At 54.9% G+C, this 26,365-nt stretch carries 29 protein-coding genes; 17 read left to right on the top strand and 12 right to left on the bottom strand.

Features of this window, described 5'->3' with window-relative positions; genetic code table 11:
- Positions 1 to 17 precede the first annotated feature (17 nt).
- The 5 genes from IPM58_10290 to larB all read left to right on the top strand — a co-directional run bounded on the left by IPM58_10290 (position 18) and on the right by larB (position 5,507).
- Entirely contained in the window at positions 18 to 1,064 is a 1,047-nt protein-coding gene (locus IPM58_10290) for a tRNA pseudouridine(13) synthase TruD (protein MBK9307453.1), read from the top strand.
- A 70-nt stretch (positions 1,065 to 1,134) separates the two neighbouring features.
- A complete protein-coding gene (locus tag IPM58_10285) occupies positions 1,135 to 2,379 on the top strand; it encodes a TIGR00300 family protein (GenBank protein MBK9307452.1) in 1,245 nt (414 codons plus the stop codon).
- Positions 2,376 to 3,314, top strand: coding sequence for an amidinotransferase (locus IPM58_10280; GenBank protein ID MBK9307451.1), 939 nt, complete (start codon positions 2,376 to 2,378; stop codon positions 3,312 to 3,314). Before IPM58_10285 ends, IPM58_10280 begins: the two co-directional genes overlap by 4 nt.
- A gap of 418 nt (positions 3,315 to 3,732) precedes the next feature.
- Positions 3,733 to 4,749 carry an NAD(P)-dependent glycerol-3-phosphate dehydrogenase gene (locus IPM58_10275; protein ID MBK9307450.1) on the top strand — a complete coding sequence of 339 codons (1,017 nt, stop codon included), beginning with the start codon at positions 3,733 to 3,735 and terminating at the stop codon, positions 4,747 to 4,749.
- 2 nt (positions 4,750 to 4,751) lie between these two features.
- A complete protein-coding gene (gene larB / locus IPM58_10270) occupies positions 4,752 to 5,507 on the top strand; it encodes a nickel pincer cofactor biosynthesis protein LarB (protein ID MBK9307449.1) in 756 nt (251 codons plus the stop codon).
- Here the strand turns inward: larB and IPM58_10265 are convergent.
- Complete coding sequence (locus IPM58_10265; GenBank protein ID MBK9307448.1) at positions 5,482 to 6,090, bottom strand: hypothetical protein; 609 nt, start codon at positions 6,088 to 6,090, stop codon at positions 5,482 to 5,484. The two genes, larB and IPM58_10265, sit on opposite strands and share 26 nt — an antisense overlap.
- A 182-nt stretch (positions 6,091 to 6,272) precedes the next feature.
- On the opposite strand from IPM58_10265, the gene larC reads away from it, so the two are divergent.
- Genes larC through rsmA form a run of 5 tightly spaced genes read left to right on the top strand, consistent with a single transcriptional unit; the run spans position 6,273 to position 10,658 of the window.
- Positions 6,273 to 7,490, top strand: coding sequence for a nickel pincer cofactor biosynthesis protein LarC (larC, locus tag IPM58_10260; protein ID MBK9307447.1), 1,218 nt, complete (start codon positions 6,273 to 6,275; stop codon positions 7,488 to 7,490).
- On the top strand, positions 7,487 to 8,488 hold the full coding sequence (locus IPM58_10255; protein MBK9307446.1) for a sodium:calcium antiporter: 1,002 nt from the start codon (positions 7,487 to 7,489) through the stop codon (positions 8,486 to 8,488). The genes larC and IPM58_10255 overlap by 4 nt, the downstream gene beginning before the upstream one ends.
- Complete coding sequence (gene pdxA / locus IPM58_10250; protein ID MBK9307445.1) at positions 8,478 to 9,551, top strand: 4-hydroxythreonine-4-phosphate dehydrogenase PdxA; 1,074 nt, start codon at positions 8,478 to 8,480, stop codon at positions 9,549 to 9,551. The genes IPM58_10255 and pdxA overlap by 11 nt, the downstream gene beginning before the upstream one ends.
- Positions 9,541 to 9,858, top strand: a complete 318-nt coding sequence (locus IPM58_10245; GenBank protein ID MBK9307444.1) for a hypothetical protein — start codon at positions 9,541 to 9,543, stop codon at positions 9,856 to 9,858. The genes pdxA and IPM58_10245 overlap by 11 nt, the downstream gene beginning before the upstream one ends.
- A 2-nt stretch (positions 9,859 to 9,860) precedes the next feature.
- Entirely contained in the window at positions 9,861 to 10,658 is a 798-nt protein-coding gene (rsmA, locus tag IPM58_10240) for a ribosomal RNA small subunit methyltransferase A (protein MBK9307443.1), read from the top strand.
- 114 nt (positions 10,659 to 10,772) lie between these two features.
- Here the strand turns inward: rsmA and IPM58_10235 are convergent, their stop codons facing one another.
- Positions 10,773 to 11,405, bottom strand: coding sequence for a hypothetical protein (locus IPM58_10235; protein MBK9307442.1), 633 nt, complete (start codon positions 11,403 to 11,405; stop codon positions 10,773 to 10,775).
- 5 nt (positions 11,406 to 11,410) lie between these two features.
- Positions 11,411 to 12,586, bottom strand: a complete 1,176-nt coding sequence (locus IPM58_10230) for a hypothetical protein (GenBank protein MBK9307441.1) — start codon at positions 12,584 to 12,586, stop codon at positions 11,411 to 11,413.
- A gap of 566 nt (positions 12,587 to 13,152) precedes the next feature.
- Here IPM58_10230 and IPM58_10225 point away from each other — a divergent pair.
- The 3 genes from IPM58_10225 (at position 13,153) to ybgF (ending at position 15,281) form a co-directional block, all read left to right on the top strand.
- Positions 13,153 to 13,341 (top strand): hypothetical protein, encoded by a 189-nt coding sequence (locus IPM58_10225; GenBank protein ID MBK9307440.1) that lies wholly within the window; start codon positions 13,153 to 13,155, stop codon positions 13,339 to 13,341.
- 289 nt (positions 13,342 to 13,630) lie between these two features.
- Positions 13,631 to 14,569 carry a GGDEF domain-containing response regulator gene (locus IPM58_10220; protein ID MBK9307439.1) on the top strand — a complete coding sequence of 313 codons (939 nt, stop codon included), beginning with the start codon at positions 13,631 to 13,633 and terminating at the stop codon, positions 14,567 to 14,569.
- Between the two features lie 220 nt (positions 14,570 to 14,789).
- The gene (gene ybgF, locus IPM58_10215) at positions 14,790 to 15,281 is read left to right on the top strand and encodes a tol-pal system protein YbgF (protein ID MBK9307438.1); all 492 of its coding nucleotides are present in this window, start codon (positions 14,790 to 14,792) and stop codon (positions 15,279 to 15,281) included.
- Between the two features lie 31 nt (positions 15,282 to 15,312).
- On the opposite strand, the gene IPM58_10210 is transcribed toward ybgF, so the two are convergent.
- Both IPM58_10210 and IPM58_10205 read right to left on the bottom strand, forming a co-directional pair.
- Entirely contained in the window at positions 15,313 to 15,822 is a 510-nt protein-coding gene (locus IPM58_10210; protein ID MBK9307437.1) for a DUF2726 domain-containing protein, read from the bottom strand.
- Positions 15,823 to 15,828: 6 nt separating this feature from the next.
- Complete coding sequence (locus IPM58_10205) at positions 15,829 to 17,019, bottom strand: anhydro-N-acetylmuramic acid kinase (protein MBK9307436.1); 1,191 nt, start codon at positions 17,017 to 17,019, stop codon at positions 15,829 to 15,831.
- A 170-nt stretch (positions 17,020 to 17,189) separates the two neighbouring features.
- On the opposite strand from IPM58_10205, the gene IPM58_10200 reads away from it, so the two are divergent.
- From IPM58_10200 to IPM58_10190, 3 genes are read left to right on the top strand one after another with little or no spacing between them, the layout of a single operon-like run.
- A complete protein-coding gene (locus tag IPM58_10200; protein MBK9307435.1) occupies positions 17,190 to 18,131 on the top strand; it encodes a zinc ABC transporter substrate-binding protein in 942 nt (313 codons plus the stop codon).
- Positions 18,132 to 18,178: 47 nt separating this feature from the next.
- Entirely contained in the window at positions 18,179 to 18,970 is a 792-nt protein-coding gene (locus IPM58_10195; protein ID MBK9307434.1) for a metal ABC transporter ATP-binding protein, read from the top strand.
- Positions 18,971 to 18,986: 16 nt separating this feature from the next.
- The gene (locus tag IPM58_10190) at positions 18,987 to 19,817 is read left to right on the top strand and encodes a metal ABC transporter permease (GenBank protein ID MBK9307433.1); all 831 of its coding nucleotides are present in this window, start codon (positions 18,987 to 18,989) and stop codon (positions 19,815 to 19,817) included.
- 150 nt (positions 19,818 to 19,967) lie between these two features.
- Here the strand turns inward: IPM58_10190 and IPM58_10185 are convergent, their stop codons facing one another.
- Both IPM58_10185 and IPM58_10180 read right to left on the bottom strand, forming a co-directional pair.
- A complete protein-coding gene (locus tag IPM58_10185) occupies positions 19,968 to 20,549 on the bottom strand; it encodes an outer membrane beta-barrel protein (protein ID MBK9307432.1) in 582 nt (193 codons plus the stop codon).
- A 524-nt stretch (positions 20,550 to 21,073) separates the two neighbouring features.
- Positions 21,074 to 21,505, bottom strand: coding sequence for a GNAT family N-acetyltransferase (locus IPM58_10180; protein ID MBK9307431.1), 432 nt, complete (start codon positions 21,503 to 21,505; stop codon positions 21,074 to 21,076).
- A 49-nt stretch (positions 21,506 to 21,554) separates the two neighbouring features.
- On the opposite strand from IPM58_10180, the gene IPM58_10175 reads away from it, so the two are divergent.
- Positions 21,555 to 21,734, top strand: coding sequence for a hypothetical protein (locus tag IPM58_10175; protein ID MBK9307430.1), 180 nt, complete (start codon positions 21,555 to 21,557; stop codon positions 21,732 to 21,734).
- 102 nt (positions 21,735 to 21,836) lie between these two features.
- On the opposite strand, the gene IPM58_10170 is transcribed toward IPM58_10175, so the two are convergent.
- From IPM58_10170 to atpG, 5 genes are all read right to left on the bottom strand, one after another.
- Positions 21,837 to 22,250, bottom strand: a complete 414-nt coding sequence (locus tag IPM58_10170; protein ID MBK9307429.1) for a hypothetical protein — start codon at positions 22,248 to 22,250, stop codon at positions 21,837 to 21,839.
- A 28-nt stretch (positions 22,251 to 22,278) separates the two neighbouring features.
- Positions 22,279 to 23,247, bottom strand: a complete 969-nt coding sequence (locus IPM58_10165; GenBank protein ID MBK9307428.1) for an RluA family pseudouridine synthase — start codon at positions 23,245 to 23,247, stop codon at positions 22,279 to 22,281.
- A gap of 135 nt (positions 23,248 to 23,382) precedes the next feature.
- Positions 23,383 to 23,805 (bottom strand): F0F1 ATP synthase subunit epsilon, encoded by a 423-nt coding sequence (locus tag IPM58_10160; protein MBK9307427.1) that lies wholly within the window; start codon positions 23,803 to 23,805, stop codon positions 23,383 to 23,385.
- Positions 23,806 to 23,937: 132 nt separating this feature from the next.
- Positions 23,938 to 25,380, bottom strand: a complete 1,443-nt coding sequence (gene atpD, locus IPM58_10155) for a F0F1 ATP synthase subunit beta (protein MBK9307426.1) — start codon at positions 25,378 to 25,380, stop codon at positions 23,938 to 23,940.
- A gap of 30 nt (positions 25,381 to 25,410) precedes the next feature.
- On the bottom strand, positions 25,411 to 26,289 hold the full coding sequence (atpG, locus tag IPM58_10150) for an ATP synthase F1 subunit gamma (GenBank protein MBK9307425.1): 879 nt from the start codon (positions 26,287 to 26,289) through the stop codon (positions 25,411 to 25,413).
- Positions 26,290 to 26,365: the final 76 nt, after the last annotated feature.

Raw genomic sequence — 26,365 nt, 5'->3', positions numbered from 1 at the left:
CCGATGAGGCAAAGCCTGTGACGCCATCAATCGACCCGTTCCTCACCAGCGAGATCCCTGGAATCGGCGGGCACATCCGCGTCGCGCCAGAAGACTTTCAGGTCGAAGAACGGCCACTCTATCTTCCCTGCGGCGACGGAGAACATCTGTACGTCAAGATCACCAAACGCGGCCTTTCTACGCCGGATCTTGTGCGCCTCCTTTCCTCGTCATTGGGCATCAAGCTGCAGGCCATCGGAGTCGCCGGACTCAAAGATGCGCGAGCTGTCACCACGCAGATGGTGTCGTTGCAAGGCATCCCATCGGAGCGACTGGCAGGGGTCAAGATCGACGACAAGATCCTGGATCTCCAAATCCTTGGACGCCATCGTAATCGTCTCCGCACCGGCCACCACGCCGGCAACCGCTTCCGTTTGATCATCCGCAACGTGGCTGATCACGCAGCTGAATCTGTGCCCGCCGTTCTTCAAATACTACGGGCACGTGGTGTGCCTAACTACTTCGGCCCTCAACGGCAAGGGAAGAAGGGCGACAACTACGAAGTCGGCGCCGCGCTCCTCCACGATGCGCGACGGCGAGAAAGGATGAATCGGTCCCAACGTATTTGGTATCTCAATGCCTATCAGTCGTTCTTGTTCAATCAGATGCTGGCGAAGCGGATCATGCGCATCGACCAAATCTTTGCCGGCGATTGGGCCATGAAATCTGAAAACGGGGCCTGTTTCCAGGTTGAGAACGCAGAAATTGAGCAGCCACGCGCCGATCGTTTCGAAATCAGCCCGACCGGAATTCTCTTTGGTTCACGCGTATCCTGGGCGGATGGGGAACCAGGGCGCATTGAAGAAGCCGTCATTGCCGAAGCGGGCACGACCAAAGAGACCCTTGTCGCTGCTGCAAAAGCTTGCGGATTCCGTGGCGAGCGCCGGACGTTTCGGGTACCGCTGGCAGAACTGGAATGGTCACTAGACGACCATGTCCTTACCCTTTCCTTCAACCTTCCCCCCGGGGCGTATGCGACGAGCGTACTCAGGGAACTGATGAAAGGACCACCCGTTTATCCGTAGCTTCCTCGCTTGCCGTTCTTCAGCTATGTAAGCCTGGTGGTACAATAGACTCACAGCTAAAGAGTCCGCCATGAATCACCATCAGGAATGTGTTGTCCTCCATGGTCACATCATCGACTCTCTGCTATTGCCTAAGGTTTTAGATCTCATCCTTATGATGGGTGGGGCATTCGACCTTGAGGATGTGCAGATCGGCAAGACACGAGAAGAACCCTCTCGTGCCCGTATCGTAATCCGAGCGACATCGAAGGCACTCTTAGACGACATCCTCAAGGCGATTCAACCGCACGGCGCCTCGATCGAACGGGAGGCCGACTGCCGCACCGGCCGAGCACCTGCCGACGGCGTGTTACCCGACAACTTCTACGCTACGACACATCTCTCGACCCAAATCCGCCTCAACAAACAATGGGTCGGCGTAGATGGGATTGAAATGGATTTGGCCGTTCGAGTAGATGCACAGCGTTCGACTGCGCATGCGATCCCAATGGGAGAGGTCCGGGAAGGCGATCACATCGTGATCGGCCGAGAAGGGGTACGTGTCGTTCCCTTGCAGCGACCCCAAGAACGAGATGTCTTCGGCTTCATGGAATCGCAGGTGTCCGCAGAACGGCCCCATGGTCATGTCATCGCCGACATCGCTACACGAATGCGTCATCTCCGAGCACAACAGCGGCAAGGCCGTCCTCAGTCCAAGGTGCTGCTCGCAGGAGGACCAGCCATCGTTCATGCTGGTGGTCGAGAGGCACTCACGTGGCTGATCGAGCAGAGATTGATTCATGTGCTCTTCTGCGGCAACGCCCTGGCGGCCCATGACATGGAAGCCGATCTCTATGGCACCTCCCTTGGATATCGGCTCAGTGCCGGGCGCGCCGTTCGACACGGCCACGAGCACCATTTACGAACCATTAACCGGATTCGAGCAATCGGAAGCATTGAGACAGCAGTGTCCTCCTGTGTGATTAAGCATGGCATCATGGCGGCTTGTGTCCGGCAAGGGGTTCCGGTGGTGATGGCTGGAACGATCCGCGACGACGGCCCCTTACCGGGCGTGATCACAGATTCCGTTCTGGCACAGCAGGCGATGCGAGCCCAGATTCCCGGCGTTGGGCTGGCCCTGCTCGTTGCCTCGACATTGCACGCCGTCGCCACCGGTAATCTTCTGCCAGCCATCGTTCCCACCGTCTGTGTGGACGTCAACCCATCAGTACCGACGAAATTGACCGATCGAGGCAGCTTTCAGGCAGTCGGCCTCGTCATGGATGCGGCATCATTTCTGACAGAACTGGCCCGAGCCTTGGGGAGGGCGACATGAGCCGGTTGCTTGTCTGTCCTCCTGATTTTTTCGGTATCGAGTACGAGATCAATCCCTGGATGCGACTCAGCAATCGAGTGGATCACGAGCAGGCAGTGCGACAGTGGTATGCACTGATGAGAGTGTTCGAGCAAGATCTGCATGTCGCCCTGGAACGGATAACACCCATGTCAGGGTTACCCGATCTCGTGTTTACCGCCAATGCCGGGGTCGTTGTCGGACAAACTGCGGTTATCAGCCACTTCCGGCATGCGGAACGGCAGCGAGAGGAGGCTCATTTTGAACGATGGTTTCGTGAGCACGGCTATCATGTCATGACGATTGAAGGAGGCCTGTGTTTTGAAGGAGCCGGGGACCTTCTGGGCTTTCCGGATGTCTGGTTCGGCGGCCATCGACAGCGATCGGATATCCGTGCCTTCCCGATTCTCAGCGGGCGGTTTCACCGAGAAATTATCCCACTCGAGCTCGTGGATGATCGTTTCTACCATCTTGATACCTGTTTCTGTCCCTTGAGTGGCGGTGAGTTGTTGTATTTTCCTGCCGCATTCGATGCCTACGGCCAGGCTGCCATCACAGAACGTGTTCCCGGTGAACGCTGTTTTGCTGTGCCTGAAGCTGAAGCCCTGAAATTCGCCTGCAATGCCGTTTGCATCGGCAACCATATTGTCCTTCCTGTAGGAAGTCCTGCGACGCAAACGTGGCTTCACGACCGAGGCTATACAACCCATGCCGTTCATCTGGATGAATTCATGAAATCTGGCGGGTCCGCCAAATGCCTGACCTTGGCGCTGGACTCATGTGATTCAGGACTTGCTCCTGAAAAGAAACGCGCCGTACATCCCGGCAATCGCAATGGTGACGAGTTCAATCGTCAGCAGCATACGGCTGACGACCGCCTCCGGCGTGGGAGGAGCGAGGATGAACGACATGCCTAGAAATTCCGGCTGCTGATCCGGAGAGGTCTCCCACGGGGGAAACAGGATGGCAAGAACCAGCAGAACGACCATTCCGTAGAGGACGTTGATATTCAGTTGCTCTGGAGCTTGCCGAGCAGAGCGTGACGCGGACGACTCGTTGGCTCGACCATCGAGGCGCCCACCACATTGTGCACAGAACCGATTGATCTGCGGTTGAGATCGCTGACACGCTGGGCAGACTTGCATAAGATTTACCGACGAATCCTGGAATGTTGGGACCATATCACGAATGGCCACAGCAATGCCTAGCTCCGTGGCCAGAATCAAGGGAGATGAACCCAGAGCCCCTTCAATTCGTTGACAGGCTCTTTGAGGCCTTCCTATAATCCGCGGTTCTGCATGAATGGTGATAAATAGGTCATGAGGCTGGTTACAGATGTCACCCACGATCAACAATATCGGCGTGATTGGAGCGGGAGCTTGGGGAACCGCCCTGGCCAAACACCTCGCCCAAAAGGGGCTGGTAGTTCGTCTCTGGGCTTATGAGCCGACCGTCGTTGAGTCGATTAACACGTCCCACGAAAATGCGGTTTATCTGAAGGGCGTCACCCTCCCTTCAAGTTTGGCGGCAACCTCATCCCTGGTCGAAGCACTTCACGCCTGCCACGGCCTTATTTTCGCCGTTCCGTCGCATGCCGCACGCGCTGCCTTGCGGCAACTCGCGCCTCACCTGGGCAACGCACGGCCGGTGGTATGCGCCACGAAAGGTATCGAAGAAGAATCCGCTAAGCTGATGACTCAGGTGATGGAGGATGAGCTGCCGACATCTGCGCATCGAGCGTTGATGGTCCTCTCCGGTCCCAGCTTCGCATCCGAATTGGCGGAGGGGCGGCCCACAGCCGTCTGTTTAGCGGGCAGCGATCACACATTGGTACGAAGTTTTCAAGAAGTCTTAATGACCTCCACATTTCGCGTGTACGCCGACACTGATGTTCTCGGCGTACAACTCGGCGGCGCACTGAAAAACGTGATGGCGTTGGCCGCCGGCGTGATCGACGGCCTGAACCTTGGTCTCAACGCTCGCGCAGCGCTGATTACTCGAGGTCTGGCAGAAACCATTCGGCTTGGAGTGGCAATGGGGGCCGACCCACGTACATTCTATGGCCTATCCGGCGTGGGAGATCTCGTGCTGACTTGCACCGGTGCCCTCAGCCGCAACCATGCGGTCGGCGTGCAACTCGGCAGAGGAGAGCGGCTTGAGACTATTTTGGCCGGCATGCAGGCTGTCGCCGAGGGCGTTCGAACGGCTCGCGCAGCGCTCACGTTGGCCCGCCGCCACCAAGTCGACATGCCGATCACTCAAGAGATCAACGCCGTGCTGGACAACAAGAAATCCTGTCAACAGGCGGTCAGTGATTTAATGGAACGCGACGCAAAACCTGAGAAAGGGTAGAGATGAATCCAGAAGGGCTTGAACGATTACTCCAAGACGTCCGCCAGGGAGAGGTGTCCGTTGAGCAAGCGCTAGAACGATTGCGGTCCTTGCCGTATGAGGATCTTGGATTTGCCTCCCTCGATCACCATCGATCGTTGCGACAGGGATTTCCTGAGGTCGTCTTATGCGAAGGGAAAAGCACGGCGCAGGTGGTCGCGATCGCACGAGCACTCTTCAAGAAGCAGGGTCCCTTTCTCGCCACGCGTGCAGAACCATCCGTCGCGCGCGCCATTTGCAAACTCAACCGGCGCGCACGCTACTATGCTGATGCACGTCTTGTGGCAGTGTACCCGTCGAAATCGAGGCCACGGGGTCACATCCTCGTCGTCACAGCCGGCACAGCGGATCTCCCTGTTGCCGAAGAGGCCAGAGTCACGGCGGGAGTAATGGGAAGCCGAGTCGAGCGGCTGTACGACGTCGGCGTCGCGGGAATTCACCGGCTGCTTGGTCGAAAAGAACGGCTGTTTGAAGCCCGTGTGGTGATCGTGGTCGCAGGGATGGATGGGGTCCTCCCGAGCGTCGTGGGTGGCTTAGTGTCGTGTCCGGTCATCGCGGTTCCAACGAGCCGTGGCTATGGGGCAAGTTTCGGCGGAGTGGCCGCGCTGTTGACGATGCTCAATTCCTGTGCGGCGGGCGTTGGCGTGATGAATATCGACAATGGATTCGGTGCGGCTTGTCTTGCGCATCGAATCAATATATTGGGACCGGAGTCGTAGGTGCGAGGGAGCCCACTGTAGGCCACTTCACTTGGAGTGTTCCGCGCTTCGGCCAGCCGACCATCACCGTTCGAAGCCCCTTCTCCCCATTCAGCAATAACTTCGTCCGAACTTCATAGGAATAGGTGCCTACCGCGGCAAGCTGCTTGCGTTGATCCTGACCATCCCAGACAAGCTCGATGGAGACCTTTTGCCGCTCCGTTCCTTTTCCCGAGGCAGCGGAACTCCCTGCTGGCTGCCGGTGCGACAGAAATCGCACGGAACTCTTGGACGGAGAGCTAATGAGCGAGCTGACTTCCAAAATAAGATCTCCGCGCATATCCTTGGGAAGTTGAACCGTGACCGAGAATTGAAGTGGCCCGTTACCAAGCGTATACGGTTTGGGCGCAATCTGGAGGTCGACGATTTTGAGTTCCGGTTCAGCCCGTGGAGCCCGCGACGGCTTGGCCTTTGACGTGACTCGGGAATCGGTCTCTGCCGGAAGAAGCAGGACCAGGGATCCGCAGAGACAAAGCAGTGCAAAGAGAACGCTCCTCCGGCTGATCCGACTCGAAGACCTGGAGGAGGACCAGAAATCTGTCATCGTGAATGACTCAGAATGGTTCGGTAAGAGGGTCGATCGCCACAACACAGCTTCATTCTTAGGGGGATAACACAGCATCTCTCGGCTGTCAACGAAGCTTCAACTAATGAACAATGATTGCCGTTCACTCGCGCCTTCGGTAAGATGACCGGTCATTTCGTATGGGCTGGATGAGGTATGTAGTGGGTCGACATCTGCATTTCGATTGTTTCTCAGGAGTCAGCGGGGACATGGTGTTGGGGGCCTTGGTCGACGCCGGGTTGTCCTGGCGCAAATTGGTCACTGGCCTTCAAGGCTTGAAGCTCAAAGGATACCGACTCCGCCAACGTCAAGTGCAGCGTGGCTCGCTTCCTGCTACAAAAGTCGATGTCATCATTCAAAACGGATTTCAGGAGCCACTGACTCTCGCTCGCATTCGTCAGATTTTGTCTGCCAGTACGCTCCCAGACCCGGTCAAGGCGCGCAGTCGGTCGGTATTCGACCGACTGGCGGAAGCAGAAGCTCTCGCCCATCGAGTTGCCGTCAAGGATGTCCATTTTCATGAAGTGGGAGTGGTGGATTCCTTCATTGATGTCGTCGGCGGGATCCTGGGTTGCTATCTCTTGAACGTAACCAGAGTCACCTCCTCCGCCATCAACGTCGGCTCCGGGTCCATACGGACCTCCCACGGGCTCTTACCCGTTCCAGGACCGGCGGTTGCGGTCTTGGCCAAGGGTTTCCCGATCTACTCCGAGGGGCCTCGATGCGAGCTGGCCACCCCGACCGGTGTGGCGTTAGTGCGGACCTTAGCATCTGAATTCGCATCAATGCCGACTATGAGGAGTGAGGCCGTCGGTTATGGAGCGGGCGACCAAGATCCCAAGGATTGGCCGAACGTTCTGCGGGTGTTTTTACAAGATGCGTCCGCCTCTGATGTGCGCAGGACCGAACAGGTGGTGCAGATTGAAACAAATCTCGACGACCTGAATCCTCAGACGTATGAGTATGTCATGGAGCGATTATTTGAGGTTGGAGCCATGGACGTTGCACTGATCCCCATCGTGATGAAGAAAACCAGACCAGGGATCGTCTTGAGCTGTCTCACCAGACCAGAGCGGATCGATGCCATCCTGGAAATCCTCTTTCAGGAAACTCCCACATTGGGCGTCCGGCTGCAAGAGATGACCCGACACATACTCCCCCGTCAATTTGTGCCTGTCACGATCCCTGGTGGAACGGTGCAGATAAAGGTTGCCGATATCGGTGCGGGATGGGGGAAGGCCTCGCCCGAGTATCTCGATTGTAAAAAGATCGCACAAAAAACAGGGCAACCGCTCAAGACGATCATGGAAGAAGCCATGGCGACCTATCGACAGGGTCTCGGTAAAAGCAACCCAGCCTCAAAGCGAGGCCGGGCATGACCGTCCTGCTATACGTCCTACTCTTCTTCGTCTCCATTGCCATCACGCTCGGTGGTTGTGCGCTCTTCACCAACGCCATTGAATGGTTGGGCAAGCGCCGGGGGATTTCCGAGGGTGCCGTTGGCAGCATCTTTGCGGCGATCGGAACCACGCTGCCTGAAACTTCAATCCCGATCATCGCCATTTTCTTCGGGGAAAGTCAGGAGGAGATGGAAGTCGGATTGGGCGCCATCCTCGGCGCCCCTTTCATGCTGAGCACGCTGGTGCTACCTATTTTGGCGGTGCTCCTCTTGCTCTATGCTCGAGCGGGCAAGCGGGCGGCTCGCTTTCAGCTGAATTACCGAGAGATCATGACGGATCTCACGTTTTTTATGTTCGGCTATCTCATAGCGCTCGGCTGTGCGTTCAGCCCATCCAGACTTATCCATCTCATCGCTGCCGGCCTATTAGTCTGTCTGTACCTGTATTACATGAAGGTGAAATTGACCCCGACGGATGCAGAAGAGGGTAGCGAATTGGAGCCTCTCATTTTCGACAAGGGCGCGAGCACACCCTCGTACCTCAAGATCGGACTCCAAGCATTCTTAGGACTAGGAGGATTGATACTAGGCGCCCATTTGTTTGTGATGGCAGCTGAATCGATGGCCGGACTGTTTGAAATGTCCCCGTTGATTTTGGCACTGCTGATCGCACCTCTTGCCACCGAGTTACCGGAGATGTCTAATAGCTTTCTCTGGCTCTACCGCAAGAAAGATCGCCTCGCTGTCGCAAATGTCACCGGCGCTATGGTGTTTCAAGGCACCTTACCCGTTTCACTGGGCTTGATCGGCACCGAATGGGTGATTGAACAGTCTGCCTTAACCAGCATGATCTTAGCGGTACAGGCTGTGGGGCTGTGTCTGTTGCAAATCCTGATCGGAGGCCGGTGGCGTCCCTGGCTGCTTGCGGCGGGGATGGTATTCTATATCGGCTACACGCTGCATCTCTATGCCAACTAAGACGGTATCATCCCAACCACAGACCTTGCTCCCCTTGCTCGGCATCACGATGGGAGATCCAGCCGGTATCGGCCCAGAAGTCATCGCAAAAGCGCTCTCACAACCTCGCCTGCGGAAGTTTTGCCGAACACTCGTGATCGGCTCGTTACCGGTGATGGAACGAACGATTAAAGCGTTGAGACTCAAGCTGACCGTACGTCCTCTTCAGGACCACGAGACGGCTCTCTTCCGACAGGGAACGGTCGCCGTCTTGGACCCTCTTGAGACGCCGTTGCCAAGATTTAAACCAGGCTTCGCAGCTGCCGAGACAGGCACGGCATCGGTCATGTTCATCAAGAAAGCCGTGGAGTTGGCTCGACTCGGTTGTATCGATGCGATGGTAACGGCTCCCATCAACAAGGCAGCCATCAATATGGCCGGCTGTCACTACCCAGGGCACACGGAACTGTTGGCAGATCTGACCCACGCGAATGAGTCCGGTATGATGATCGTGGGCGGACCGTTACGGATTATGTTCGTGACGACTCATGTCGCGATCAGAGATCTCCCATCGACGCTCACCCAAGCGAAGATCGAAAAAGCGATTCGCTTGGCTCAACTGGCACTGACAACCTTGTTCAGAATCAAACGGCCAAAGATCGGCGTGGCTGCTCTTAATCCCCATGCGGGTGAGCATGGCCTGTTCGGCGATGAAGAAGCACGAATTGTACTTCCAGCCGCACGGGTCGCCCAACAGCAGGGGATTCTAGCCAGCGATCCTCTGCCGGCCGATACCTTGTTCGGGAAAGCCGCAAAGGGCCAGTATGACGGTATCGTCGCCCTCTACCACGATCAAGGGTTGATTCCGCTGAAGCTTGTTGCGTTTGGCACTTGTGTCAATCTCACCGTGGGACTGCCGATTATACGGACCTCGGTCGACCATGGAACCGCCTTTGATATTGTGGGAAAAGGAATCGCCGACCCGGGGAGTCTTGTAGAGGCCATGAAATTAGCTGCGAGCATTGCACAACTCAAGGCTGGACCAAACCATGTCCGGAAGGGGTCCTCCAGACATGTCAGCTGATGTACCAACCGGCCTTTCCATCGTTCTTCGGCAAATTGAGGAACTGGAAGCTCTAGCGAAACAGACCCTCCAAGATCTGAATACGGTCGCTGGAACCGAACGGCTCTTGAAATGGAAGGCACGTACCGCTGGACTCATCTCGAATGCGGTCGGCCAGGAACAGGGCTCCGCCTTCGCCGGCATCCAACCAGGGCCTTCGTTCACCAACGATTTGGTCGAAGAGTTTACCGATCTTGTGGACTGTTATCGCATACCGCTGCAGACGCTCGCCAAACAGTTGTCCCAGTCCCCCTCGCCCGGGAGTTGACGGTGGGCGTTTCTCCCCCCACAGCCCTGAAACACCTCGGGCAGAATTTTCTGATCGACCCCAACATCATCCGCAAAATCATCGCACTGGCTGAATTATCTCCGACAGATCGTGTGCTGGAAATCGGGCCTGGTCGGGGTATCTTGACGGAAGCCCTGTGCCGATCCGCTGGTCATGTCACGGCGATTGAAGTCGATCCTCGACTGTATGCGTACGTATCCGAACAACAAGCCCAGTTTCAGAATCTCACGCTGGTCCTCGGTGACGCGATGACGTATCCGGTTGAACAGCTTCCCATCGGTACGATCGTGGTCGCGAATCTTCCCTATTGTCTGTCGACTCCCCTTCTTTTTCGTCTGCTCGAGCATGCCCATCGCATCCCTCGACTCGTCCTGATGCTTCAAAATGAAGTCGCCGATCGATTGGTCGCGAAGTCTGGACGTTCCGCCTACGGAGTCTTGTCCGTTATGGCTCAATATTCGGCGGACATCACCAAAGCCTTCAAGGTTTCCCCGCAATGTTTTAGACCGAGACCGGATGTGGACTCGGCCGTCGTGTTGCTGCGAGTCAAGGATCGGATAGAGCAGACCAGAGAAGCTAGAGAACAGTTCGCAACATTCGTGAGGTCAGCCTTTGCACATCGCCGCAAGACGCTGGTCAATTCACTGAAAGATCAAGGGTACGAGCAGAAGCACGTGGAAGCGGCATTGACGACACTGCGTTTCTCTCTTTCCATCCGTGCAGAAACGCTTTCCCTCGATGAGTTGATCTCACTAAGCCAGCACATCCATCGCATCTGAGGCCCAGCAAGAGGATGGGCTCTGTTGAAACGGATAGCAGTTGAAATCCGAGCCAATGCACCTGCATGTTGCACGCACTCGCATGCACGCATGCGATTCCTATCTCCCACTACCTTACATAGGGTGTTTGTGAATTTTGAAAACGACGCGCCTGCTATTATTGCGGTCGGGATAGCCTATTTCATTCCGTAACAGATCTTGCCTCCCACGCCCGTTGGCAACGGCTTTTTGTAAGAAACACTCGTAGGCCCAGGGAAGTCGATCTCGTACGATGTCCAGGCTTTTTGCCAGGACCGCAAAGGATCGTTCCTGACTTAGTCGTAAGTTGTGCACATCATCACCAAGATCATCGGTGTATCCTTCAATAACAAATGCCTCGACATCCTGTCCTTCAGGGCCACAGATCATCGACACGTACTGGGGAATGGTCTCTATCAGGAACTCCTCCGATGATGGCAAGAGTGCGCTTTTCCCAAAGTCGAACCGTAGCGCGGCATCCGGGACCGTTAGGGCCAGTACGTGAGGCTCGCTGGACTCCGGAGTGGAAGTGCGAATACCTCCTATCGTTACGTTCTCTGCCGGAGTCGCACGACCGGGGACTGGTTCAAGGGTTCCGGTGTCCACCCGTGCGATGGACGCCGCGAACAACAGAATAAAGATCACGGCTAGGGAGGTCATGAGATCGACAACCCCATTGGTCAGGACTGAGGACTCTTCGTCACGCCCTGATCTATACGACGCCTTCATCGGTTTCATCGAGTCCGTACCGCATCATCGGTCGCCTTCTGTGTATGACTCTTGAGCCCATGAAACATGCCTTCGATCTCAGCCTGCGTAAGATGCACCGAGGTTGATTGGGTATTGATCGCCCGGGTGAGTTCCTGCATAGCCTCCAGGACAGGTTTCATAATCGGTTTCAAGGCACGTTGTACTTCATGAGCAATCTCCGCCGGGAGATCATCAGATTTCATCGGAGACTGCCTTGAGTTCAATGCTGTGAGAGCTTGCGTTGCTGCAGTCAGGGCAGTAACCGTCGAGCTTAGACGTTGCTGTATGACTTCCGCGAGCTGAATTGTTCCATCATTTGTGATTGAGCTCCTCGCAGGATCAGGAGCTCCACTCCGCAATTGATGAGGCTGGCTGTAATGGTCGACTACTTTCTGAGGGAACAGTTCGTCCAGCAAGGATAGACAAGTTCGGTGTTGGCCTTCCAGGCCGTGCCATACTGAGTGTTCCAGAAGCGTGAAGGCGTTCGCGCAGGCTAGGCCGACGATTGACGTTACAAACTTTCCGGACAGCCCGTTAATAAGGCCTTGAATCCCCTCGATGTGCAGTCCGTTCGCATGGAGCTTACTGAGACCAATCAGAATGGCAACGAAGGTGAACAACAACCCTATTCCCGTCAGGAAGGAGGGAAGTTGCCTGTAGAAGCGGATGTTGAACTGATCTGCGCAGAGGGCTTCAAAGGAAAAGAAATCCGTTGCCGACCTTTGACTATGGACCGTCGGCTCGAGAAACCATGCAGACTGCTCCACCGCCAGCGTCTTGCGGTACGAACACCATTCTTTCACGAGGGCCGGTTCAGCACGAAGAGCACGATCGAGAGCTTGAAGATCATCGAGGTCGCATCGAGTCTGCGGCGTCTTGTTTCGACTCGTTCGTTTCGCAGCTAAGGCCGGAATAATGATCCAGTCCTTGGCAGCCTGTTGCCGTGCGAGGGCCAACGGCAAGAGAGATCCGTGGAATCTAGATAGAGTCCGTCCAAGCGCGATTCGGCCGCGGAGCAATGTCGCGCTTTGCCAGAGACAGAGGACAAGAATTCCTACGGCACCGATCCAGCTGACCAGCGGACTCTGAATACCGCTGATAGGGGTCACATCTTGACTGAGGAGTTCCCACAGATTGTGGAATAGTTCACCCATATCCATGAAACAAGCCTCCCGTGTCGCCTCAGCACCATCCTACAGTGTGCACAAGGCCCGCTTGCTTTCCTCAACTTCCGTGCCAGAGAAACTCGTACGTATACTGGTCTAAGATCACCCTATGCCTGGCGATATGTCAGAAGTGACTGGAACTTTTTGCAGGCAGGACGGCAAATCTTTCCGGTTAGCTTCGCGTAACAGAACTCTCGGTTACTTTTTGAGAATGAGGATCACTCTGAGTAATATCACCCCGTAACGACTGACAGTGCTATGCACTGCAGAGGTTAGTAGGGAGTTCGAGCCGTCTGCTGAGCAATATCTGGTAGGCACTCGATTGAAACCCACTGTTCGTGTTATGGTTTGACTTGTCTGTTGGATCTTCAGGATTGACCTTGGTGTTTCAAGAGGCCCACATTCCCATGACACGCCAAACACTCATGAGAGTTCTCATTGGTATGCTCTTGGTTTCAATGGGACTGACCGGCTGTGCCAGTGAATTTACTATTGTAGGAAGCTCTGGAGAACCTCTCCTCATCTCGCGACGTGGGTTTTCCCCCGATGGATGTACCGCCATGGTGAAAGATGACGCCGCACGCATGGGTGTGACACTGCGATATGTCCATATACGTGGAAACGCCGTCGGCCGTTCATTGTTATGGCCCTTTGAACCCGGCTACGCCTGTGAGGGTGGGATTGGGCCGGAGCAGGGGCCTGCCGGTATTTACCTGCAGCGTCCTTCTTTTTTTCATCGCCGTTCCTAGTCATTTCTTTCCGCCTTCACCTCTCTTGTTTCACCTCTGCAATTTAGTCGGTACCTAAGTAGCGCGGGTGTGCGAAGGACTGACGGTCTGCGGGACCGATCTTCTCACCCAGGACAAAGGGGAAAGATAGGATAGCCGCGGTTGTCTGCGCATTAGAAGCCGTGAGGCATTCCCATCACCCTGTGAGCTCTTCCGCGATTCCCTTGTTGGAAGCGTGTCTTAGGCTATACTTATTGTTGGGTCTATAGGATGACCCTGTGAGCAGGACCGATCGACCGATGACCGCCCCATGATCCAAATCCTCTTGGTTGAAGACAACGACGTCGATGCACGCCTCACCCAGGATATCCTGGCAGAATGGAGTCTGGAGCAGTTTGAGATTACCCATGTCAGTCGTTTGAGTGATGCCTTTAAGCATTTGGCTCGTGCCCGCTTTGATGCCGTGCTGTTGGATCTCTCGCTTCCGGATGGGTACGGACTTTCAACGGTCCGCCAGATGCAAGCTGCAAACCCGACCATTGCGATTATCGTGCTGAGTGGTCTCAGCGATCAAACCCTTGCGTTACAAACGGTCCGTAACGGGGCGCAGGATTACCTCGTCAAGGGAGAGCGGCAATCAGACCTGCTGGGCCGCTCGATTCAGTATGCCATTGAACGAAAACGTGCTGAAGAACGTTTGACCTACCTCGCCCAATATGACCAGTTGACCGGCCTGGTGAATCGTACACTCTTCCGTGATCGTCTTATTCAGGCTATGGCCAGGAGTAAGCGACTCCAACAACCACTTGGCCTGATGCTCCTCGATCTTGATCGATTCAAGCCGGTCAATGACACGTTGGGCCACAATGTCGGGGATCAAGTCTTGAAGTTGGTGGCTGAACGCCTGCACGAGTGCGTACGTGAAGTGGATACGGTAGCGCGCATGGGTGGAGATGAGTTCACCATTATATTGGAAGGGCTGATGTGTGAAGAAGACATTACGCTGGTAGCAGAACGAATCACGAAATCACTGGCCCAGCCGTTTCAGATCGACACCCATCAGGCATTGATCGGGGTCAGCATCGGGATTACTGTTTATCCGACCGACGATCACGATGTTGATGAACTGTTGAAGCACGCCGATGCCGCCATGTACCGCGCCAAGCAGCAAGGTGGCAACTCTTTTCAGTTCCATATCCCAAACGACGCACAAGCGACGACATTGCCCTCAACTCCGGATACGCACTGATCAGGTACCTGGCGCAGCTAATACATTATGGGGAAGCTCCGCTTGTACAATCCTGTATCCTTGCGGATGAAGCATAGGAAACATTTCGTGGTCCATGAGCGTGCGATCTTTTCATAACACGTGGTTACGCTTTGATTCTTTGCCAGGAAGATCCATATCGCTTGGCACAGTCATTGCGTAGTTTTGGCGTTTGGGTTCCGTTGAGCGAGGGAGGACCGGTATGGTTCGGCTAAAGATCACCATCGTCATGCTCCTGCTTCTCCTCACTCCCGCAAGCCTATCATTCGGGGCCCCGACGCAGCGGCAGGATTCGATTCGTCAACTCTATGATCGAGTCATGGACGAATTTAAACATCGTGATTATACGGCCGCGATGGCGGGTTTTCAGTTCTTCCTTGAACTGCACGGTCAGTCCTCGCTAGCGGCCAATGCACAATACTGGATCGGAGAATGTCAGTACCGCACGGGGCGGTACCGTGACGCGCTTAAGTCATTTTATGATGTCGTGTCAAATTACCCACTCAGCCCTAAACAGGCGGCTTCTACGCTAAAACTCGGCCAGACCTACAACAAGTTAGGTGATCCGGAAAAAGCGAGGCTCATGTTCGACCGAGTTGTGGAGCAGCACCCAGATAGCGCCGAGGCAGAAGTCGCTCGCAGAGCCCTTGAAGCATTCGCCGACACCGATGAGACAGCCGCTCCCTCGGAGTGAACTCGATTGTTGTAGGGATGGTCTCTCTTCCTTATTCCTCGACGCTCAATTCTAATCTGGCAGTCAGATCGGGCAGAGAATAGCTTTGTTTTGACTGTAGCTTCATGAGTTTGATGCCGGCTGCCTCAAGGACCGATTCAATAACACGCTGGCCCTCTGTTTCACCAGGTCCCGGAGATTCGTGCTCAATTTGGACCGCGCATTCGACGAGGCATGTTCCAGGATGAATCAAGACGAAATCGACTCGTTTCAGCGCGATGTGGCGTAGGATCTGTGAGCGCGCACGATCGCCGGCATCAACCGCTACGACAGACCATAACGGCACTTGAGCAAAGACAAGATATCGCTCTTGGGCGACCAATTGAAGGAGATTATAGAGAGCAATCTCTTCTTTACCGAGCAACGGAATCGTACGAATGCTGGCCTCATGGGGGATTTTGAAAGGCAACACCTGCTGCCTTTTTCGACGTCGATTCCGTCTAAACACCCGAATGCCTAAGACGAGGAGAACGATCACAACTCCGAGCAGAACGATCTTCATTGGTAGCTATCTTGTCCTCCTGCTTGGGCGTAATCGGTCAAACCATCGCGGGCCGTTCGGAACAATGGACCCCAAGAGTCTTGAGGATGCGGCGCCTGTCACTGAAGGCACGTTTCCACTTTGCTCCATCACGGTCTGATAGGCTAAAACAGCGAAGGCTACCGATTCAAGCGCTTTACTATCCCACCCATGTGATTCAAAGGTGGTGACTGGAATGGGAGCATAGAGTGCCGTTAACTGCCCCATGATGGCACGGTTCCGGACTCCGCCTCCTCCGACAATCACTTCATCAACCCTACCTTTGATCCAACGTCTGGCTGTACCCACGGCCTCGGCGGTCCATCGGCTACAGGTGGCGAGAAGATCTTCCGTTGACATCGAGCGTGTTTGTTGCCAGCTGAATATGTCATCAAGCATCTTTGAGCCGAAGGCCTCACGCCCTGTCGATTTGGGTGGAGGCTGAGAGAGATACGGATGCGCGAGCAGTTTGGCTAATAACCGAGAATCAACCTGTCCCCGTAGCGCCAGACGCCCTTCCCGGTCCATGAGGGAGCGCCCATTGGTCTTACGCGACATAATTCCATCCAGCACCATATTGGCCGGACCGGTGTCGAATGCGACGAGTCCTTCCGTCCCTGATCCTCGGGGCAGATACGTGACGTTGCTGATACCCCCCAGATTCACGATCAGGCGGGAGCGGCGTGGGTGCCGAAACAACAATGCGTGGACCCCCGGCGTTAACGGAGCCCCTTGGCCACCGGCAGCAATGTCACGTGGACGGAAATTGGCGACCGTCGTGATCCCTGTTCGTTCGGTGATCACCGCCGGCTCTGCAATCTGCAGCGTGGAACGTATGGAGCCGACATTCGTATCTTTGATCCCTGCTGGAAGATGATGCACGGTTTGGCCGTGCGAGCCAATCAAGTCTACCTTTTCCGAAGTCAATTTCGCTGATCGGATAACGCCCAAGGCTGCATCCGCAAACCATTCTCCGAGGAGCGCATTCAAGTGACAAATATCCGCGACTGTTCCCGAGACCGAGGCGGAAAGGATTCGTTGTTGCAGCGATCGTGGGTATGGAAGCGAATAGAACGCCAGCATCTTCACCTGAATGCCGGCCTTCTGTCGAGCGATTGAGACGAGTGCGGCATCGACTCCGTCAGCCGATGTTCCTGACATCAACCCCACAACGTTCATTCGTTTGATCCTTTCGTCATTCTGTCATGAAGTCGTTCGGGTGAAGGTGTGCGCTACGCTAATGGAACTCATCCCAGCGGTCAAGGAGTCGAATGGACAGGGCCAAGGAGAACGACCTCCATGGTGGACGTCGTTGACACTGGGTAACGTGGATGGTAGGGTCCCCGCCGATGTTTTTGGTCAATTACCTCTGGAAATGTGCTGCCTTAGCTCTTGGTACCGTTCTGGCCGGTTCCCTCACGCCGTCTATTCCAAAGATAGAGGCCCGTGAACCCATCCCGGTGGTGGTCACGATTCCGATCCTGAAGGATTTGACCGAGCAGGTCGGTGGCCCCTATGTGCGCGTCACCTCTTTATTGAACGGCTACGAGAACGAGCATACCTATTCCCCAAAGCCCACCGATCTGGTCGCCGTACGAAAGGCCCAGTTGTTATTCCAAGTGGGGCTTGGGCTCGAGGTCTGGGTCTCGTCCCTGGTAAGGAATGCCGGGAGCAAAACGTTACGTGTGGTGACAACGTCCAACGGGGTAGACCTGATTCATGATGGTGGCGATACGCATGCGGAGCGTCATGGGGGAGACCACGAGACCAACCAGGATGGCAACCCGCACATTTGGCTCGACCCGGTGAATGCTCTGACCATGCTTCGACATATTACCGATGCCCTTATTGAAGCCGATCCGAGACACAAGGCTGAATTCCTCGCGAATCATGCGGCCTACCAGCAGCGATTGAGACTGTTGCAAAACGAACTGCTCGATCGGACTCGGGTCCTGACTGATCGGCGCTTTATCGCACATCACTCAGCTTGGCCATACTTGGCCAAGCGCTTCGACCTTCATATTGTCGGCACCATTCATATTCAGTCCGGTACGGAGCCTTCAGCCCGTCACCTTCAATCCCTTATCCAAAAGATCAGAAAGGATCACGTAAGAGTCATTGCCTCCGAGATTCAATTAAGTCAACGGCTCCCAGACCTGCTTTCGAGAGAAACGCAAGCCCGTGTGGTGGTCCTCACGACGATGCCTGGTGGCTTGCCTGGCACGGAGACCTACCTCGACATGCTTCGCTATAATGTGCTCCAATTGGCCGGCGCCTTGGAAACCAACTAATTGCCCTTCAGAATACGTGGTGTGCCGGCGGAAGGAGCCGTGAATCCGTGGCTGATCCTCAGGATCCTATCATCTGTTTTGATCATGCTTCCTTTGGATTTCCAGGGCTTATCGCCCTGGACGATATTTCATTAACGATTCACGACGGTGAGTTCGTCGGAGTGATCGGTCCTAACGGATCAGGAAAAACCACACTCTGTCGAGCCGTCTTAGGGTTACTGGCTCCGATTACAGGGCATCTTCATATCTTCGACTGTGCCTGCGATGAACTTCGGTGCCATCATCGTGCGATGATCGGCTATCTTCCGCAGAAAGGGGTCGTGGACCGGAACTTTCCTGTGACGGTACTCGAGACCGTAATTATGGGTCGCTACGGAGCCCTTGGTCTGTTCAAACGACCGGGACGGGAAGATCGTGCGATCGCGCTGGATGCTTTGCGTCAGGTTGAAATGGAATCTCATCGGGATGATGCGCTTGGGCACCTTTCCGGCGGCCAGCAGCAGCGGGTGTTTATTGCCAGAGCGCTCGCTCAGCAGCCCAAAGTCCTGATACTAGATGAACCGACAACCGGCTTGGATATCACTGCGCAACACAACGTAATTGAGCTCGTACAGAGTCTCCATGATGAGCTCAAATTGACCGTTCTTTTGATTACGCATGACATTAATATGATCCGAACCAGGGTGGATCGAATGGTACTGCTCAAGACTAGACTCTTCGCCGCCGGTCCTCCGGCCGACGTGCTCAAGCCTAATATTCTGCACCAAGTGTACGGCAAGGATCTGGTGATTACGGAGAAAGACCTTGTCATCGTTGAGGATTACCACCACCACCACTGAGCAGTGATTCCAAAGCATGCTTGATCTCCTCGCCTACGACTTCATGCAACGCTCCCTCCTCGCGGCCGCGATGGTGGGCGGTCTCTGCTCAATCATCGGGGTGTTTGTCGTACTCCGGGGATTGGCCTTCGTCGGCGCGGGGACGTCACACGCAGCCTTTGCGGGTGTAGCACTCGGCTACCTCATAGGATGGCCCCCCTTGCTCCTGGCCATCGTCTTCGGGCTCGCCACCGTGTGGATTACAGGTTGGGTGGAAGAAAGAGGTCGGATGAAGCTGGATGTTTCAATCGGCATTCTCTACACCACGACTATGTCGCTGGGAATTCTTTTTATCGGGCTGATGAAAACCTACAATGCCGAAGTGTATGGATACTTGTTCGGCAGCGTGCTCTCCGTGACTCCTGAGGAGATTCGCATCATCGGAGGCTTGAGTATTCTGGTGCTCGGCCTGATCGTCGTTTTTTCCAAGGAGCTCTATTTCATTGCCTTTGATCAAGAGATGGCAGAGGCCTCAGGTGTTCCTGCGCGACACATCTTTTTCCTTCTCCTGACGCTCGTCGCCTTGACCGTAGTCGTGTCGTTAAAGACGGTTGGTGCAATTCTGGTGTTTGCCATGATTCTGATTCCCGCTTCGACCGCCTACCAGCTGACTCACAGCCTCCGGACACTGACCCTGTATTCAGCGGCCATCGGCATCTTCACCTCCGTAGCGGGTGTCCTCATTTCGGCTATCTGGGACGTGCCGTCCGGACCAGCCATTGTCCTGTTAGCCACCACGCTGTTCTTTATTGCCATGCTCTGCTCGCCCAAGCGCTCGAGACACGCACGGCTGGCACATTCCCATTAACGCATTCTGAACTGTACCCAAACTAGATTGTTGGAAGCTGGGTTTGAGTGTTCCAACGTGGGAGAGATTCCCCCGCTCTACAAGCAGGGGAATCTGGTTGAGGCCCGCGAGGGTTTCACTCGCTCCACCTATTGGATATAGCGGTGGGAATCAAAACGTGTGTCGTACTCCGAATAGCAGGCCGATGGTGGACGCGTCGCTCGTCGGATGATTTCGCTTCCACGCTGTTTCCACGTTCAACATGAGGCCTTTGGGCGCACCCGCCATTAAGTTGCTCAAGGCATAGTCAATGCCGCCACCGACCCGCCATGCAAACGTATCCGAGACATTATGCGTGTTGACATTCACGCCGATGCCGGTCGTAACATACGGCACCAAGGGGCCAAAGTGCCCTGGGCGATATTCGAGATTAACCGGAAGAATAGAAATGGTGCTAACTCCGCCGCTTCCAACATCCACCCCGTGTCGTTCCCATTCTATAATTGCCCCGACACGAAACCATCGGTTCAGATCGTACATGCCCTGAAAATTGACAAGAGGCCCAACTGTAGACACTCCTGAACTCTGTGTCGTAAAGCTCGGCCCCACCCGAAATCCGGCTGTGAGCCGCCCTTCTTCTGCCATCCCTTCGTGTACCCATTCTGCGGCCGTCGATGTAACCGGAGCTCCGTAGCCTATGGACGCCCCAACGAGCAGGGCACCGATCAGACATTCCTTCATGACATTCCTCATCAGAATCCTCCTTAGTGCTTGTTCTATACCAGGCCGATGCAATGTAGAGGAATCGTTGCCTGAATTCAAGGCTGCGTATGTGATTGCCGGGAGATGCTAGATGGACCTGCCCAATGAAACTTTTTCTTTTGGCTGCACTACAGTGCTGCACTACAGTATAGAGTCGGCTCCTCTTTCTATGCTGGATGGGACCTTCTACTTTATGCGCTATAGGTGAACAATGAATTGCCCTCACATCACGAGGTCCTGGCAGTGCAGCTCTGCCGTGTAGGCAGCTGTTATTGCTAACGTAGTTCACTGTATGAGGGTACATTTCATCGGAATCAAGGGGGTTGAGCGAGACAGATTATGGTGTTATTCGCTAATGATGGAATTGCGTCGGCACTGGCGGGCGGAATGAGGACTGGAATGCGTCCGCCTTCGCCTTCCTCTTCGGAGGAACGCTTTACTTCCGACCGGTCTTGGATTCTCGGTTGCCCATCATCTGTTTCCTTGGCGTGAAAGGGGCGGCGTGATTCGGTGGTTTACTCTTTTTGGCTCTCTTTTGTTCGACTCCAGACCATCCCGGTCTGCTCTTTTGACGTGAAACCCAATCTTTCATAAAATCCTGGACGTCTCGTACACAGCCACACAAGTTCTACCCGACTCAGACGTGGGTGGTTGAGAATGCGCTTCACGATTTCTGTTCCAATCCCTTGTCCCTGATAGGCCTGATCAACGATGACGTCCCAGATCGTGGCACGGTAGATAAAGTCTGTAAGGACTCTCCCGAACCCGACAAGCTGCTCACCGTCCCATGCGCATAGCGTCAGGTCGGTATGTTGGAGCATCTCCTTGGCATCTTTAAGGGACCGCTGCTTGGCCCACGGCGCCTGATGGAACAAGCGTAAGAGCTGAAAGGCTTCGGGTGGGCTCCGATGGGAATAGGTAACCACGGACTTGAGGGTAGACGGCATCTTATATTAGAGTATTTCTCAAATGTTCTTGGAGTGTACGAGGAAATGTATGTCAACGCAAGTCCGTAGCTGCTCGAAGTGTTTTCAACTCATGTGGCTCAAACCTGATGAGTATGAGATCCTTGACGAAGAGACCGTCAGAGCCAAATGCCCACATTGTGCCGCCGTTGTACGATATAAACTCGTCACGACCGGAACAAACGCATTAGGGCCTAAGATGGGGCATTAACCACCCCGACCGACGCCATCTTTCGGTGCTCGTCCGATTCGCGGTATCCGTCGCCGTTAGCCAGTCTCGCAGCCCGACTCCTTGAGGGGTTCACGGGGCGGGTTAGGTTGGGTTATCCAATTCCGGGCGATTTCCAGGAAGAACTTTGTGCAATGCTGCACGGTACTCCTTGAATCGTTGTTCATCGAGTCGCCCGACTTCGATTTCTTTTTCAGATTGCAGCCGTTCGAGATGATCCAAGACCAAGAGTAATGGCTGCACGGCCCCGAGAAGGTTTCCCATTTCAAAGGCTTCCAGCGATGACACCAAGGATTCATTCAGCCCCTTGTATGGAGTCCCGGCAGTCTGACTGCGTGTACGAGAGACAATGGTTTCATAACTATCGATGGCCTCCAATGAGGGCTTCACTCCAGACGGCACCGCCTTCAAATGCACGACCGACGGAAGTTTTGTGGCATAGATTTTGATGTGTGACGTCAGGCCGCCTAAGGCGTCAAGAAATTCCGCGGTCAGCATACATTCTCGGCAAAATATATGTGGAGAGTCATGTCCTGGAGGTATTCTCTACTGGAATGGTTTTCTGTTCAAGCTCGCACATCACCGTTTCCATATCCGCCGGGACCGGTCTCGTGAATTGCGCCATCACGCCTGTCATGGGATGAACGAACCCCAGCGTATTGGCATGGAGCATCACCCGAGGTATTGTCAGCCCATCCAGTACACACACCCGCCGCCCACCATACATGTCATCGCCTAAAATGGGATGCCCTAAAGAAGTGAGATGCACCCGCAGCTGGTGCGTACGACCGGTTCGTGGGTAGAGCATGACGTGGGCAGCCACCTTGCCATATCGCCGGACGACCACATACTCCGTCGTCGATTGTTTAGGACTCGTGGTCCTTGCCGAAAATTTCTTTCGCTCCTTGCTATCTCGACCGATAGCCAGCTCAATGACCCCTCGGCCTTTTTTCGGGACTCCCCAGACCAACGCTTCATAGACACGCGTGATGCTATGAAGTTTGAATTGTGCGGCGAGGGCTCGGTGTGCGACATCAGTCTTGCTAATCACCATGATGCCGGAGGTTTGTTTGTCGAGCCGATGAACGAGTCCGGGTCGCTCCTTCCCGCCGATCGTTGAAATCGTTCCGCCCGATGTCTGAAAATGATGTAGTAAGGCGTTGACGAGGGTCCCCGTCCAATTTCCTGGAGCCGGGTGAGAGACGATACCGGACGGTTTGTTCAGCACAAGAAGCGAGTCATCTTCATAGAGGACGTCAAGGGGAATGGCCTCCCCCCTGATAGAGAGCGGTTCCGGCTTCGGCACATCCATTGTGATTCTATCTCCGGGCTTGATCTTCTGGCTCGCCTTCACAACCTGGTCGTTGAGTCTGATCCGGCCTAACTCAATCAGACGTTGGAGGGCTGACCGCGAGATATCCCGTTCTCGATTCACGAGAAACACATCTAACCGCTTGGGTTGTTCTCCGGAAGTGACGATGAATTCCGTAATCATGGAATCCACTCCGCGGACAAATGTCTATTGTTTGCAATCACTTATGATGCGTCGAAACGAAACAGTGTCATGGAAAAACGGAGCGAAGGACAAAACGTAGGTGGTGAGGAAGAGATCAAACGTAAACCCGGCGTATCAGGCGTGACCGGTTTTTCTCGCGCGCTCGGCAATTTTTTTACGTAGGCGCGCCTTCTCAAGACTGATTTGCGCTTCTTTCACTTCTGACGGCAAACCTCCTGCTTGGAGGCGCCGCTCTGCATCAGCGACTTTAGTGGTCGCCCGCTCAACATCAATGTCTTCGGCTTTCTCGGCAACTTCAGCCATAATAGTGACTTTGGTCGGCGTGACTTCAGCAAACCCCCAAAGCACAGCCATGGAATTCGTCTGATCCCCGATACGGTAGCGGAGTTCACCGATGCGGAGCGTCGAGAGAAAATGACAATGTCCAGGAAGCACGCCAAATTCACCTTCTGACCCTGGCGCGATGACCTCATCGACCTGTTGGCTCAGCAGCAGTTTTTCCGGCGTCACAACTTCTAATAGAATTGTTCCTGGCATTCCTTCCTCTTTTCTTACCTCTTCCCCACTACAGGCGGGGAAGCGAGGCGTTCTCCATTGCGCGCATCCAACGAGGATCTTCCGAGACCGCGGGTTGCGCGAGCAAGGCGGATGCTCGGTTCATCCGCCTCCCTATACTTTCACGCCCATTTTTTCAGCCTTGGCCACCGCCTCTTCGATCGGGCCGACCATGTAGAAGGCCTGCTCCGGCAAGTGGTCGTATTTTCCATCGAGGATCTCTTTGAAGCTGCGGACCGTGTCCTTGAGCTTGACGTACTTCCCAGGCGCGCCGGTAAAGGCTTCCGCCACATGGAAGGGCTGCGACAGAAAGCGCTGGATCTTTCTCGCACGCGCGACAGCCATCTTGTCATCTTCGGACAATTCATCCATACCGAGAATGGCAATAATATCTTGGAGATCCTTATAGCGCTGGAGTACGGACTGCACACCACGCGCGATCTTGTAATGCTCATCCCCGATAATCTGTGGATCCAAAATACGCGAGGTGGAGTCCAACGGGTCGACCGCCGGATAAATACCCAACTCAGCGAGCGAGCGAGACAACACGGTCGTCGCATCCAAGTGCGCGAAGGCGGTAGCTGGAGCCGGGTCCGTCAGGTCGTCGGCGGGCACATAAATCGCTTGTACGGACGTGATCGAACCTCGTTTCGTTGAGGTAATACGCTCCTGTAGTGCCCCCATCTCGGTCGAAAGGTTCGGCTGGTATCCGACGGCTGACGGCATACGGCCTAACAACGCGGAGACCTCTGACCCGGCCTGGGTAAACCGGAAGATATTGTCCACGAACAGCAACACGTCCTGATTCTCTTCATCGCGAAAGAATTCGGCGACAGCCAATCCGGTCAAGGCGACCCGGAGGCGGGCCCCAGGGGGCTCGTTCATCTGACCATAGACCAATGCTGCCTTCGACTTCGTAAAATCGTCCGGATCGATGACCTTCGACTCTTGCATTTCATGCCACAGATCGTTCCCTTCACGAGTCCGCTCACCAACCCCCGCGAACACGGAGAATCCTCCGTGATGCAACGCAATGTTGTTGATCAGTTCCATGATGATGACGGTCTTGCCGACACCGGCGCCGCCGAAGAGTCCGACTTTTCCGCCCTTGCTGTAGGGCTCGAGCAGGTCCACGACCTTGATGCCCGTTTCGAGGACCTCGGTCTTGGTTTCTTGATCTTCCAGTTTTGGGGCCGGCCTATGAATTGCGTACGTCTTCTTCGCCTTGATTGGTCCTCGTTCATCGACCGGCTCTCCCAGTACGTTGATGAGGCGACCGAGCGTTTCACGACCAACTGGCACGGAGATGGGCGCTCCGGTGTCCTGCACATCCATCCCTCTCGTGAGACCATCGGTCGTCGACATCGCGATACTCCGGACTCGGTTTTCCCCCTGGTGCGAGGCCACCTCAAGAGTGATCTTAATGGCAGGTGTACCCGCCGCCTTATTTTCTTCCTGGGTGACTTTGAGTGCGTTATAGATGTTCGGTAGTTGGCCGGGAGGGAACTCGACGTCCACAACCGGTCCGATGACCTGGATGACTGTACCTGTTGCCACGAGATGCTCCTTTCGACGAAACGGGGTCGGTTATTTCAGCGCTTCAGCGCCACCGACGATATCCATCAGTTCTTTTGTAATCGCTGCTTGTCTGGTTTTGTTGTAGTACAGCGTCACTTTCTTGATGAGTTGTCCGGCATTGCGCGTCGCTCCGTCCATGGCAGCCATGCGGGCACCGTGCTCGGCGGCAGCGGACTCCAACAAAATTCTATAGGTTTGCACTTGGAAATGTTTTGGTATCAGCGCACTCAACAGCTCGGCTTCATCCGGTTCATAGAGGTACCCGCCCCCGCTCATCCCTTCGTGCGGCGCAGAACCGAATTCTTCCTGCGCATCGATCGGAAAGAGCTTTTCAACGATCACCCGCTGCTGAATGGCGGACTTGAACTCGTTGTAGACGACATACAATTCATCGAACGTGCCTTTGATGAAGTTATCCGTCAGATCCGCCCCGATATCGAGCGCATGTTCGAAGCTGAGCTTATCGAAAATCCCGGCCCATTCCTGGCGAATGGGCCAATCACGGCGGCGAAAATAGTCGCGGCCCTTACGGCCGACCAGGCTCAAGTTGACGTGGAGACCGTTCGCTTCACATTGCCGGACGAACTCCGAGCTCTTGCGCACAATGTTGCCGTTAAAGCCGCCGCATAACCCTCGGTCGCTTGTGACGACGAGCACTTCGACTTTTTTCCCCTCGCGCTTCTGCAACAGGGGATGAGAAGAGCGATTCACACGCTGACTCAGGTTGCTCAACACCCCGCGCATCTTATGCGCATAGGGACGAGCAGCCAGAATGCGGTCCTGAGACCGTTTCAGCTTCGCCGCGGCGACCATCTTCATGGCCTTGGTGATTTTCTGCGTATTTTTGAACGCCGCAATCTTACGGCGTAACGATTGAAGACTTGGCATTGTATTCTCTTAGGGCAGTGAACTGAGCGTTGAGGACTGTGGTCGTCCCAGACTCCCTACTTTTCGTCTTGATCCT

This window comes from Nitrospira sp., assembly GCA_016715825.1.
Classification (GTDB): domain Bacteria; phylum Nitrospirota; class Nitrospiria; order Nitrospirales; family Nitrospiraceae; genus Nitrospira_D.
Note: the sequence above shows the minus strand (reverse complement) of the source record. Positions and strands in the feature narration are given on the sequence as shown.